General features: G+C 41.9%; 8 protein-coding genes. 2 read left to right on the top strand and 6 right to left on the bottom strand.

Annotation, left to right across the window (positions count from 1 at the left end; translation table 11 throughout):
- Nucleotide 1 precedes the first annotated feature (1 nt).
- The 6 genes from MUCPA_RS04235 to MUCPA_RS04210 form a co-directional block, all read right to left on the bottom strand.
- Nucleotides 2-3241: an efflux RND transporter permease subunit gene (locus MUCPA_RS04235; RefSeq protein ID WP_008504655.1), complete on the bottom strand. Its 3240-nt coding sequence runs from the start codon at nt 3239-3241 to the stop codon at nt 2-4.
- A 6-nt stretch (nt 3242-3247) separates the two neighbouring features.
- The gene (locus MUCPA_RS04230) at nt 3248-4642 is read right to left on the bottom strand and encodes a TolC family protein (protein WP_008504654.1); all 1395 of its coding nucleotides are present in this window, start codon (nt 4640-4642) and stop codon (nt 3248-3250) included.
- Between the two features lie 105 nt (nt 4643-4747).
- Nucleotides 4748-5116 carry a hypothetical protein gene (locus MUCPA_RS04225; protein WP_008504653.1) on the bottom strand — a complete coding sequence of 123 codons (369 nt, stop codon included), beginning with the start codon at nt 5114-5116 and terminating at the stop codon, nt 4748-4750.
- 130 nt (nt 5117-5246) lie between these two features.
- Nucleotides 5247-7106, bottom strand: coding sequence for a mechanosensitive ion channel family protein (locus MUCPA_RS04220; RefSeq protein WP_008504652.1), 1860 nt, complete (start codon nt 7104-7106; stop codon nt 5247-5249).
- Between the two features lie 325 nt (nt 7107-7431).
- Nucleotides 7432-7680: a hypothetical protein gene (locus tag MUCPA_RS04215; protein WP_008504651.1), complete on the bottom strand. Its 249-nt coding sequence runs from the start codon at nt 7678-7680 to the stop codon at nt 7432-7434.
- A 476-nt stretch (nt 7681-8156) separates the two neighbouring features.
- Nucleotides 8157-9086: an Rpn family recombination-promoting nuclease/putative transposase gene (locus MUCPA_RS04210; RefSeq protein WP_008504650.1), complete on the bottom strand. Its 930-nt coding sequence runs from the start codon at nt 9084-9086 to the stop codon at nt 8157-8159.
- 484 nt (nt 9087-9570) lie between these two features.
- Between MUCPA_RS04210 and MUCPA_RS04205 the strand changes: the two genes are divergently transcribed.
- Nucleotides 9571-10953 (top strand): hypothetical protein, encoded by a 1383-nt coding sequence (locus tag MUCPA_RS04205; protein ID WP_157543809.1) that lies wholly within the window; start codon nt 9571-9573, stop codon nt 10951-10953.
- A 399-nt stretch (nt 10954-11352) separates the two neighbouring features.
- Complete coding sequence (locus tag MUCPA_RS04200; RefSeq protein ID WP_008504648.1) at nt 11353-12993, top strand: TlpA family protein disulfide reductase; 1641 nt, start codon at nt 11353-11355, stop codon at nt 12991-12993.
- Nucleotides 12994-13038: the final 45 nt, after the last annotated feature.

The following is a 13038-nucleotide window of genomic DNA, read 5'->3' as shown; positions in this document are numbered from 1 at the left end:
TTTATAAAGTTGATGGTTCAAGTTCTGTGGTTTCATCAGGCATTAGCGATGGTGTTGTATAGGTTGTTTTTTGTTGTACCCATGCAAATACCAAGGGCAGTATAAATAAAGCGGCAAGGGTTGAGGCAAACAAGCCGCCAATAACGGCCCGGCCCAGCGGGGCTGTTTGTTCGCCGGCCTCACCCATACCCGATGCCATCGGTATCATGCCCGCTATCATGGCCAAACTGGTCATTAATATAGGGCGAAGCCTGATGGATGCACTGGTTATGGCCGCTTTTGTACTGTTCTGAAATTCGAGCCGCAAGTTTTCGCCATTGGTAACAATCAGGATTGCGTTGGCTACCGATACCCCGGTAGACATGATCATCCCCATATAGGATTGCAGGTTAAGCGTTGAGCCTGTTAATAACAGGGCTGTTAATGAGCCTAATATTACCGCGGGGATGGTACACAATACCGTTAACGACAGTTTGAACGACTGATAATTGGCCGCCAGCAGCAGGAAGATAACTAAAATAGCAAAGCCCAAACCATTTTGTAAACTGGTTAAAGTTTCTGTAAGCAGGTTTGACATGCCTTGCAGATTGGCAATCAGTCCTTTAGGTGGCGTGCCCAAACTGTTAACTGCTTTCTGCACATCGGCAGTGGCCGTACCTAAATCTTTTTTATAAATATTGGCGCTAACTGTTAAATAGCGGCGTGGGCCAACCCTGTCATATTCCCCTGGGGCATAGTTTAGCTTAAAATCGGCCACGTCAGCCAGCGTGGGTGTACTTTGGCCTTTCAGCAAAGGTATTTCCTTCAGCTCGTCCATGGTGTTCATTACATACTCCGGCACCTGTACCTGCACCTGGTAGGTATAAGCCGATTTTTCGTCCAGCCAAAGGTTCTTCTCGGTAAAACGGCTTGATGAGGTACTGGCAGTAACCGAGCGTGCTATGTCTTTGATATTTAAACCCAGTTGTGATACTTTCAGCCTGTCGAGCGTAATGCTCACGGCCGGAAACCGTTGCGGCTGATCTATCTGCACGTCGCGCAGGTAGGTGATGTTTTTAAGTTTAGCTAATACTTTGTTGCTGAAATCAGAAATCTGGGCCATGTTTTTTCCGGCTATCTGAACCTGTATAGGTGTTGAGGCGCCCTGGCTCATAATCTTTTCGGTCATATCGATGGGCTCAAAGCTAATCTCCAGTTCCGGAATTTCCTTTTTGATGTTTTTGCGGAGGGCATCTTTCAGGTCGTCCATATTTACATGGTACTTTTCATCCAGGTTAACCTGCAATACAGCTTCATGGGTCCCCGTATTAAAAACATACAGGTTGCTGCTGCCAAAACTACTGGGCACTAAACCGATATATCCCGAGGTAATCTCCACATGATGATCAACCGTTTTATCAATAATCTGCAATACTTGTTTAAACTTATCTTCGGTGCGTTCTAAACGTGTGCCTTGCGGCTCTTTGATCCGCATCTGGAATTGTCCGTTATTGAGTTTGGGCATCATATCCTTACCTATCACAACAAAGCAAACGCCCGCCAGTACCAGTACCACCACCAAATAAACCGGGATAATTATTTTTTTGTGCGGCATCCAGCGGGTGAGGATTTTCATAAAGGCCATTTTTACCTTTTCAAAAAAGTCATTGTTTTCAGGGTGATCTTCTTCCTGGCGCTGATGCATCTCGATCTGGGATTCTTCTTGCTTATTCAAACCTTCGCCGGCATGGGCATGTATACTGCCATGGTGGTAATGCTGATATTGTTCAGCTTTGATGAGCCAGTTACTCAAAATAGGTACCAGCGTTTGTGCGATGATGAAAGAAACGATCATCGTTAACCCAATCGACATCGATAGCGGCAAAAACATGGCCTTAGGCACACCATTCATCATAAAGGATGGTGCAAACACCGCCAGGATACAAAGCAGGATGAGCAATAGCGGAAAAGAGATCTCTTCGCAGGCATCGTAAATAGCCTGCCTTTTGTTTTTCCCCATTTCAAGGTGCTGGTGTATGTTTTCGATAGTTACGGTAGCTTGGTCTACCAGGATGCCGATGGCCAAAGCCAAACCGCTCAAGGTCATGATGTTGATGGTTTGGCCAAACAGCCCCAAAAGCAATACGCCGATGAGGATAGATACCGGGATAGTAATAACCACAATTAAACTGCTTCGCCAGTCGCGCAGAAACAGCAATACCATCAAGCCGGTTAGCAAAGCGCCTAAACCACCCTCGGTCATTAAACTTTTTACCGCGTTTACCACAAATACCGATTGATCAAATTCGTAGCTGATCTTAACATCATCTGGCAATAAGCCCTGCATTTCGGCCAGTTTACTTTTGAGTGTTTGTACTACTGTCCAGGTACTGGCATCGGCTGTTTTAACCACGGGTATATATACCGAGCGTTTACCGTTTACCAGTGCATAATCTACAGTAACGTCGGCGGCATCGCTAACCCGTGCAATATCCTGGATGTAAATAGGGACACCATTTTTAGTAATTACAGGTATTTTTCCAAATGTGTCGCTGTTTTTAATGAGCGAGTTCATGGTAGTTAAATACATGGTATTACCCATACGCAAATTACCCGATGGCGACATGACATTGAATTTAGACAGGGCATCTACCACTTCGTCGGGTGTTAAATTGTAGCTGCGCAGTTTATTAGGGTCAACGCTTAATATAATAGAGCGGGCATTTGAGCCAAACGGAGGCGGTGCCGACAAGCCCGCAATGGTAGAGAACATGGGCCGTATGCGGGTAGCAGCCATATCGTAAATATCTTTCAGGCTCTCGGATTTGCTGTCTAAAACCAACTGGCCAACCGGCAGCGAAGAGGCATCAAAGCGCACTACCTGCGGAGGCAAGGCCCCCGGTGGGAAAAAGCTTTGCGCCCGGTTAACCTGCAAAGCAACCTGTGCGCTGGCCTCGGCCATATTGGTGCTTTCGTAAAAGGATAGTTTGATGAGGGTTAAGCCCTGGATGTTTTTACTACTGATACTTTTGATACCGTTAACGTACAGAAACTGATCTTGCAGGCGGGTGGAGAAAAAGCCCTCCATTTGCTGCGGCGACATGCCACCGTACGATTCGATAACATAGATAGTAGGCAGGTTGAGCTGTGGGAAAATATCTATCGGGATATTGATGGCGCTAAGCACTGCAAATATTAAAAGGCTCAGGGTAATTACTACTGTTGTAATAGGCCTTTTGAGTGCGGATGTGACTATTGACATCGGTAATTAATTTAAAAGGTTTAAAACTGTACTAAGCTGATTGCCGGTAACTGCTTTTTGGAATAAGGCGCTGGTGTAGTCGAACTTTGCCTGCGCGTAGTCCGTTTCTGCACGGTATAAAATATTAAGGGCAGCATTCAAATCAATAATATCGGTAAGGCCACTGTTGTATAGGGACAGCTTCTGCCTGTATCCGGCATTAGCCGCCCTCAGTTGATTAGGTATTTCTACCAGCCGTTGTTTGGCGGTAGTGAGTTCCACATCGGCCTGGCTAATACCTAAATTAAGTAGAGATCGCTGTTCGTCGAGGCTACGGCGGGCATAATCTGTTTCCGCCTGCTGCGTGCGCAACTTGAGATGCCTTCGGCGCAGGTCAAACAGGTTGTATGAAATGCCTACACCAACTAAATAGTTGTCCCTATTGAAACCAAAGCCAGAAGATAAGGCATTGAACTGGTCGTTGGCATCAACACTTGCCCCTCGGCCCCAGGCGGCAGCTTCCAATAGTATTTTAGGGTTGTACTGTTTTTTAACCAGTTCCTCGCGTTGGAAGCTGTTTTGTAAAAGCGATTTATAATAACTGATCAACGGGTGATTGGCTGTATCCGCACTGGGCAGCATGGACAAGGTTACGCCGTCTATCAGGCGTTTTTCTGCCGATGTATCCGGAATAATGGCCTGGTAAGGTAGGCCGCTTATGGCCGAAAGCTGTAGTTGTACTTGTTTAAGCTGGTTATCCAATTCAATATAATTCAACCGTGCCTTAGATAGTTCTGCTGCGGCAATGCTGGTATCTACGCCAGGGCGGATGCCGCTTTTGGCTAATGATTCTATTGATCGACGGATCTGGGAGGTGCGCTGGATATTGCGTACCTGGATGGCCAAATAATCCTGCAAACGCATCAGCTGCATGTAGTAGCCAATGGCATAAGCCTGTAACTGGTATTTACTTTGCGCAAAGTGGTTTTGTTCTACCTGGATATCCGATTTTGCAACTTTGTTTTGCGCGGTATAAGCGCCAAAGTTGTAAACCTCCCAATCTAATGCGGCGATACCCAGGTTGGTTAATACCGCGTTGGTATTGTTATCGGTACGTACACCGCGCGAGTTAGAGGGTATAATGCCGAAGCCGAAGTAGGGCCCTGCGGTATTGTTATTGGTACCGATATCGGCTTGGTAATTGAGTTTTAAATTTGGCAGCCAGTTGTTGCGGGTTTCGGTAGCCTGGGCCCTGCGGATATTGATAGCGGCAGAATCAGCTATAAGTGCAGGGGCTTTCTGATCTACCCGCTGAAGCAGTGCTTTTAAACTGAGCGGCGGTAAGGCTTGTTGAGCTTGCACGGCAGGTGCCACGAGCAGCAACAACATAGCCACATAGCTATATTTTTTAAGATGTAGCATCTTAGTAATTAATTAGAATGAAGAAATAAATGTTAGGACATGACATTGCCTATTGGCAATATAAGGTAAACCGGTGCTGCTGTTGCAGCTAAGAAAGAGGGGGGATCAAATACTTAGTTTGCCGGCCAGCAAATACAATTGCTGAGACGGAAGCAGGCTTAAGCGAATATTTGCTAAAAAGCCATTAGTGATATTTTTAACAGTGTTTAATACAGCCGGAAAAAGGCTTGCCAACAAACAACCCAAAAGCAAAGTAAGCTCCTGAAGCGGATCGGCCAGGTGCTTTAAGCTGCCCTGGATATCAAACTGGCCGTTCTCAATATATTCATGTTTCCGTTTGGCAAACGCTTTAACCAATATGGTTGGGCTATTTTCCGATTGGAGCTGTTTGTACACGCTGAAACCCATAAAAGGTTTTGATACCAACATGAATGCTGCAATAAACAGGAAGATATGTAGTTTTAGGGCTTGCATGTAATATATGCAACAATGATAACTCAAAGTTGATAAGTATTTGTTTGATAAACTGATTGTAATGTAAATGTTGCATTTTTTGGCGTTTAAGTTCACTTGATGTGAGCAAATGGTGTTTAAAACAGCCTCTTTATTGGTCTTTAGTCTGCTGTGTTTTAAAGGGTGGAGCAATATAATCCTTTGGTAAATATTCTGTTGGAATAGTGGTAGCATTACCATCCCTCAGGGCTTTATAATGCGGCGACATAATTTCAACACCAGCCTGGTTAAACTGATCCTGGATATTCTGATGTAAATGGGAGTAGATAAGCGCTTGTTTATTGGGTTGTTTAGTAAACGCGTTAATGCGGTAGCTCACATAGTAATCATCCAAGCTCGTTTGTAGCACATAGGGGGTAGGTTCGGCATCTATCATCGGTGTTGCCAAAGCGGCGTCTATCAGTAATTGATGTACTTGCCGCCAGGGCGCATCATAGCCAATAGTTACGGTGGTATGTATAATTAAGCCGTTTGTCTGCGCATCGGTACTGTAGTTGACGGTGTGGTTACTCATCACTGTTGAATTAGGGATAGATATGATTTCGTTTTGGATTGTCCTGATCCTGGTGACAAGCAGGTTACGTGCAATAATATCTCCGGTTACTTCGCCTATCTTAACCCGGTCGCCCAGGCGGAAAGCCCGCATATAGGTGAGCACTAAACCGGCTACAACATTGCCTAAAGCGCCCGCTGAACCAAAAGTGAACAGTACCCCCACGAATACGGATACCCCCTTGAATATTGGTGAATCGGAACCCGGCATATAAGGGAAGATGACGATAAGCATAAAGGCCAGGATGAGCACCCGCAATATCTGGTACGTTGGGTTGGCCCAGTCGGCATAAAAGCCGGGAATGGTTAGCCGCCCTCGTTCAATCTCTGTTTTAATGTAGCGGAAAAATTTAAGCACATAACGGAAGATTACCACCAGTACCAGGATGGTGATCAGGTTAGGGATATAGTTCCATATCCCCAGGCCTATCTTTTTTAACGGACTGGTTACATAGCTGATTAATGTTGCAGATAGGTCTTTGGTAAAAGGGAAGATACCGAACAGGATAGGCAGAGCCAGGTAAACCACCACAATAACCAAAACCCATTTAATAGCCTTAATTACAAAGTGAAGTGCGCCAAGCTCTTGTTCCGCATTCAACAACTCATAGTTTCTGATCTTTATTCCATTGGAGTACCACGATTTTTCTGATTTTGTTCGCGACAGGAATAAGCCGAACAAACGGTTAATACCGTAAATAAGCAGAACCACAATCACAAGCACGAGTAGGGCCGTTAGGCCTTCTTTAACCAGTGTTGACCAACTGGTTTCCCGGCGGTAATCTGTCACTGCTTTAGCGATGGTAGTTTTGAGTTGGGCTGCCAATTTTTCTTTACTGGTATTTTGCCATAGTGCATCCTGCTCCGAAACGGAAATGAGCAAGTTGCTTTTATACAGGATATCCATCGTTTGTTCCGATACGGATAGCTTTATTGAATCCGCTTTGAAATTATAATCATCGGCCAGTTTGCGGATACGGTTAACGATGGCTTCTGCGCGGTCTTTCGGTGTGAAACTTCCCTGCCGGGTGAAAATATAGAATAAAGAATCGCGGAAGGGGGCTACTGCAAAGCCGGTAACAAAGTGTTTTAACGAATCAATCTGGTGTTTTTGTTTCGCCAGGCGAAGAGAATCTCCGCGTTTTATTCCCGCCAGTTCCTGCAATAATGCTGCGCGTTTCAGGTGATCTGTCGATTTGAGCTGAGTTACCTGATTTTCAAGGTCTAAGCGCCTTAACGAGTCCGCCAGCCGTTCTGCCGACAACTGTTGAACTTTGGCAGACTGATTATTAAGTTCCGTGTTGAGCAGCGAATCTCTCTTTAACCGGGCCGTGTCCTGCTGAGCAAATACTGAAAGTGAAGCTATGCAAAAAATAATCAGAAAAAGGAGATGTTTCATTTACCAACGATTAAATTACCTAAACTTAAAAGTAAGCAATTTATCATGTGGTTAGCAAATAGGGTGCCTTTTAGTGCCTGGCCTGTGCGATAGATGTGTTATACTATTGAGTGGACCAGCAAGCAATTGTAATTTGGGCTTCTTGCAATTACCCCATTTATTGCTGTGCAACTATTGTATTGCAGATTAAGTTAAAAATATGCTGCTCAATTAATTGGCTTTTAGTTCATTGAGATGTTTCTGTTATTGAGAATTGTTTGGGCTACAAAACACCACCCTACCATTATAGGGTCGTTAATTTTATAAAATGCCTGACAACTAAAAATCAAATACGATGAATTGCAGTATCGTTAGTTTTTTTTTGAATTGCTACATAATAAAAAATGCATCCCAAAAGCAGCATCACGCCGCCTGCAAACATAGGTATTTTAACGGTCCATGCGCCTCCGGGCGTAGTGGTAATTTCCATTGATCCCCCGCTGTCTACAGCATTATCAACGTGTTTGTAAAAGAAAAGGCCTCCAATAATTAGCAATAAGCCAACAATAACCATAAATACACTTACATTTTTCATGATGTCTTTTTATCTGATCAATAAAACCAACAGAAACATTTTCAAGGGCCAATTGCTTTTAATGAATTTAAAGCGATAGAAAAATCGGGTAGGATCAAATGCTTGTGCTTATAATATTAACGTTACCCTTGGCTAATTGTTTTACTTAAAATATTGCCGCAACAAAATGGCAATGTCGTGGGGCTATTACAACAAATGATTTTTTTAAGTAATTAAAAATTTAAACGTGACTGATGCTGAAATTTTCAGTTTAATTAAATAACCATTTAAGCTCGATCCGTTATAGGATAAGAGGATTTGTAGCAATTGGCCAAACCAATAATAATATGGCAAAATCAGTGATAGGGTTTAAAATTTTTGCTTGAATAGGAGGGTATCAGTGCAACCGTTGCTATAGCTTTATAGCCAGATAAATCCAAATGCAGTGTCACTTCTACAATTATGCAATAAACGCAGGTTCGGTTATTTATTACAATTTATAACTTCTCAATTTGCTCGATAGGAAGCTTAGTGGTCCTTGAAATAAATTCATTTGACAAGCCTTCCTTTTTTAGTTCACGGGCAATTATCACAGCTTCTTCGTGTTTACCCTCAAGTTTACCTTCAAGTTTACCTTCAAGCTTACCCTCAAGTTTACCTTCAAGTTTGCCTTCTTTCTTTGCTTCGGCCAATAAAAGCTCTTCTAAGCCCATAGTCTCGCTCCTTTCTGTTAGTATAGCAATCTCTTTCTCAAATTTAGCAAACATATCCGGATTTTCAAAACTCAGGTAATACCTCAAAAAGTTCATCACCTTGCGTATCTTATCTTTAGGTATCTGTTTATCCAATAACCTGCGGGCAAGTTCGTACGCCTGATTGAAAAGCTGCTCGTCTTGCAATAAGCCGCGGGATAACGCCAGCTTTGCCGACGATACCACCATAGCAAATGGATTTTCACTTTCCTGCAATAGCATATCATCCTGATCGATAATCTTAAAGGTATTGTAGCTGTATAAAACCCTTGTGCCTAAAAACTCCCGTTCGTATTGTTTAGGATGAAAGTTTTTATTTGTATCGGCAAAAATGGCAAATGCTGTGATGGGTTTATGGTACTGGTCGAGTATCCTGTAATAATACTGAAACATGCGCTGCGCAAAATTCTGATCGGTATAGGATTGGACTTCGATGTGAATCAAAACCCATTCTTCGCCACCGCTTTTGGTGAAAACTTTAACCAGTTTATCAACATAGCGGGGAGCAGGGTCACCTGCTTGCGGCGGAAAAAGCTGGTCGAGTTCTTTATCCAGGTATTCAAAACCTTGATCAAGATTAAACAGGTTCTCGGCTTCAGGATAAAAAAAACGAAGAAAATCATCAAATAGATCTTCTAACGCTCCCTTCCATAATATATCATGGTTTCTTTTCATTGTAAAAGTAGTGGAATCCAAAAGTAGCAAAGTTAACGATGTTAAGAAGCAGGTATCTTTCCCAATTCCCCTAAGAATAACCTGCAAACCAATGATGTACGCAGGGCTCCTCCCGAAGCATTCTTTTTATTCAATAAAGGCAGTTAATCCGGCAATAATACATTTATTTTGGTAATATTTATCTTACTCAACCAGTCTATAAACACTTATCAGCCTTAATTACGTTATACTTCAGTTTACTAAACACGAATCAAGATTTATGGAAATACAATGCAATAAACCTCATCCAATAGCAATTGGTAATGGCCCTACAGTTCGCCACCCCATTTTGATGTGGTTTTTTACTTTGCTGCTCTTATTGGGTTGGCCGCTTTATACGCTCGGCAATGGGTTCAAATTTAAAATCAAAAATAATTCTAAAATGAACGCGGCCATATTTTATAAGATCAGTAAGAAATCCGGGTCCGTCAAAATAAAGGCTTTAATGAATTTGAACCCAAACGAAGAAAAAATTAAAGAGCTCGACGTGAGTAAGGGGGATACCATATCTTTTTATGGACAGAATGCCGAGGATGCAACCTCCATCACCATCAAGAAGGATTTTGAAACACTGAAAGCCAACAGCAAAACTATTTTTTACATACCCATCATCATTCCTGAAAAACAGACCTCAAACTTTGAATCGCTGGAGGGGTTGAGCATTAAGCTGGAGCACAATAAAGTACTCAACTTTTTACTTAAAATGGACTCGACCTCCATGAGTAGCCTATCCATGCTCGAAAACAATTTTCAGAACATCTACCCGCTTGGCACCTTTATCTTTGTTGATACCAAAACTAACCGTTTACTATTGCCACCGCTGGAGCCTTCGTTTTGGAACAACAGCGAAACCTACCTGACCATACAGGATAGCTTATACGCCATGGTTAACAAAGGCCATACGGGTATGGCCAATACGCAGGTGGCGTATTTTGTGGCTAAAATGTTTGATTCGTTAAAGGTAAACAACACGGCGGAGCTTGAGTTTAAAGCGAAGTTATCATTGATCAGGTGGAAACCGTCGGTAAACGCCAACATCTACCAGGTGTTTAACGATAAAGCGGTGCTTGATTTTATACAAAATTGTTATGCCCAGATCGATAATCCGGATAAAGAATACCAGCGCTATCGCCTTTATTTTTTATCCTCTTACGAACGTATTGATGATCTGGAAATTTACGGTAAACAATTTTATAATTTCAGTAACCAGGCTAACATCTCTCTGAGCGCGCCTACCCAGATTTTTAGTACTAATTTAGGGGTGATGTATACGAAGGATAAAACCCTGAGCAACTATTACTCCATTCAAAACGCGGTTTTACGTACCAAGGCTTATGATTTTACATCCTTGTTATTTAATGGGTTTAAAAATAACGTAAAAAACAAAATCGTAGCGGATAACTATAAGGAGCAAAACAGGATAGCTGCAGCCATTATAGATGAATACAAAAACTTACTGGTTTATAATCCAGATCCCGTGCGGCTTAACCTGGCCGCGCTTGATGCTAAAGATCCCTCACCATCCTTGGTTCCGATTGAAACTACGGTGAGTAACCTGTCTTACTATAATTTCACGCCGGCCGACACCGCAAAAACTACCGATGCGGTAGCCGCTAACTATAAAATAGATACTTACAACAATAAGGTGAAATTCTTCAATTCTCACCTAAAGGTGATTAACGATCTGATTAAACAACTTGATCAGCACAATGCCGATTTAACACGCATTTCGCAAACCGATCCCGGTAAAAGTTATAGCAGCACCGTCAGTTCGCCTGGATTGCTCAAAGAGATTGAGGTGAACAGCAATATCATCCGGAAAGATTAGGGGGCAGGCCCAGGTATATCAATGCTTGCCTGTTACATTTATCGGGTTGAAATTAGCTCATAACATTGAGATGATATAGGGTTGTTTGATCTTTAAGCATCTAATGTATTATACCATTGCTTCAAGGCAGTAACTGTTTTTGTGTTTTGGGAGTTGAATAATTGATAATAAAGCGTTTGGGAAATTATTATTTGCATATATTGCTATCAATTTTACAAAGTTACAGGTGGCTTGGGCTAAAATAAGTTTGGTTATATAGTGGTGGCGTCAGAAATTGAACGTGAAAAACGCTTTCAATTTATTTTGTTATCGAAGCTATATACGCAAACTTTTATTGGCATACCGGGTGCAGCCTAAAGCCATTGTAAATTTTACCTGATAACCAACCAAACCTTATCTATGAAGCTGCTTTTATTAATTGATTTGCTGGATATTAAATTTCAAGCATCCAGGAAGATAACCCTCTTTTTGTGCATCATGCTATCCGCGCTACTGGCAATTGCACAAACCCCAAAAACTACTTACTCCGGTAAAATAACAGGCTACTCTGGCAATATGGGTTTCACAACCGGAAAACTCATCAGGAATAATGTAATAACCGGCGTCAATGAAATGTATGTTATCAATATCCAACCCGACGGCAACTTTTCTCTCACCTTTCCATTGGTTCGTAACGAGGAATGCTGGATAAGTTTTCCGTTTTTTAATAGTTGGGTATATTTTGAGGCTGGCAAAAACATTGTTCAGGACTTTAATATAGCAGATATTCCAAAGGTAGTATCTGCTTTTAAGGGAGATGCGGAAAGGGTTAATAATGATATGAACAAAGTTAGGCCAGTTTTAATGGATTACAATTGGGATAAAATTTATGCCGACATCTATCAGCTTACTCCCGAGCAATACAAATCCTACTTTTTAAAAATTCAGTCCAGCAAACTGGCGTTGATAGATAGTATAGCAAAACAACCGGGATTTGATAAAATTGCCTGGAATCTGGCTGTGCGAAATGTTAAATATGGTACCGCCAGCGACCTGATACACTATAATTATACAAGAGAGGCTGCTTATCGTATGCAGAACAAATTATCGTTTAATAATCGGGAACCAGTACTTCGCCCGGTAACGCTTAAGGCAGATTATTACGATTTTTTAAAAACACTAAAGTATAACGATCCATGCGCCATGGTATGTTATTGCTATTTTGAGTTTATGAACAGGCTAATGTTTATGGACCTGATTTATGACAGCGCAGGTTTGCTTGATTACACCAAAGAAATAGAATCTCTTAAAAGTAAAGATACATCTGATGCTAATATCAAAGCTACCATAAAAATATATCAGGATATGATGAGCCACAAAGCAACTAAACCAGGGGCATTAGAGAAAGCGCGGACTGGTGTATTGAAGGGCTTAATACATGCCGATATTTCGCTGGAACTGGACCTGATGTATCTGCAACCTTTAGCAAATGAGTTGAATTACAAAACTGATACTTTAAAGGATGATTCCCTTGCTAAAATAAAGTCTGTCCTCAAGCATAAATTCCTGATGGGTGATGTGGTGGCGCTGAACGATAAAATTAAGCAAAACATCAGCAATGTTAAAAAACAAACAAGCTACGCCGACAGCCAGATACCGGTAAATACAACTGCCGATAGTATTTTGAGCGCTATACTTGATAGGTATAAAGGCAAAGTGGTTTTTATTGATTTTTGGGCAACCTGGTGTGCTCCTTGTATACAGAGTATACAAGAAATAGCCCCGCTAAAAGAAGAATTGGCGCAGGATAAAGACATTGTGTTTTTGTACATTACTGATACATCTTCGCCCGAAAAAACCTACCAAGCAATGATGCCCCATATTAAGGGTGAGCATTATAGATTATCACAAGATCAACACAATTTTTTAACGGGCCGGTTTCAAATTAATGGTATACCGCACTATGTAATTGTAAATAAACAAGGGAGGGTAGTAGACCCCGATTTTAAATGGCATAGCAATGCAGAAATAAAGCTTAAATTACAAGATCTGGAAAAATGAATAGGTGCACAACGCTAAATATTAACTTTTTGGCAAGCAGGTAAA

It is taken from the genome of Mucilaginibacter paludis DSM 18603, from assembly GCF_000166195.2.
Classification (GTDB): domain Bacteria; phylum Bacteroidota; class Bacteroidia; order Sphingobacteriales; family Sphingobacteriaceae; genus Mucilaginibacter; species Mucilaginibacter paludis.
Note: the sequence above shows the minus strand (reverse complement) of the source record. Positions and strands in the feature narration are given on the sequence as shown.

What these genes read in the sequence shown, in the direction of transcription:
- MUCPA_RS04225 (WP_008504653.1), bottom strand. Translation starts at nt 5,116, where the DNA reads ATGCAAGCCCTAAAACTACATATCTTCCTGTTTATTGCAGCATTCATG.
- MUCPA_RS04230 (WP_008504654.1), bottom strand. Translation starts at nt 4,642, where the DNA reads ATGCTACATCTTAAAAAATATAGCTATGTGGCTATGTTGTTGCTGCTC.
- MUCPA_RS04235 (WP_008504655.1), bottom strand. Translation starts at nt 3,241, where the DNA reads ATGTCAATAGTCACATCCGCACTCAAAAGGCCTATTACAACAGTAGTA.
- MUCPA_RS04200 (WP_008504648.1), top strand. Translation starts at nt 11,353, where the DNA reads ATGAAGCTGCTTTTATTAATTGATTTGCTGGATATTAAATTTCAAGCA.
- MUCPA_RS04220 (WP_008504652.1), bottom strand. Translation starts at nt 7,106, where the DNA reads ATGAAACATCTCCTTTTTCTGATTATTTTTTGCATAGCTTCACTTTCA.
- MUCPA_RS04210 (WP_008504650.1), bottom strand. Translation starts at nt 9,086, where the DNA reads ATGAAAAGAAACCATGATATATTATGGAAGGGAGCGTTAGAAGATCTA.
- MUCPA_RS04205 (WP_157543809.1), top strand. Translation starts at nt 9,571, where the DNA reads ATGAATTTGAACCCAAACGAAGAAAAAATTAAAGAGCTCGACGTGAGT.
- MUCPA_RS04215 (WP_008504651.1), bottom strand. Translation starts at nt 7,680, where the DNA reads ATGAAAAATGTAAGTGTATTTATGGTTATTGTTGGCTTATTGCTAATT.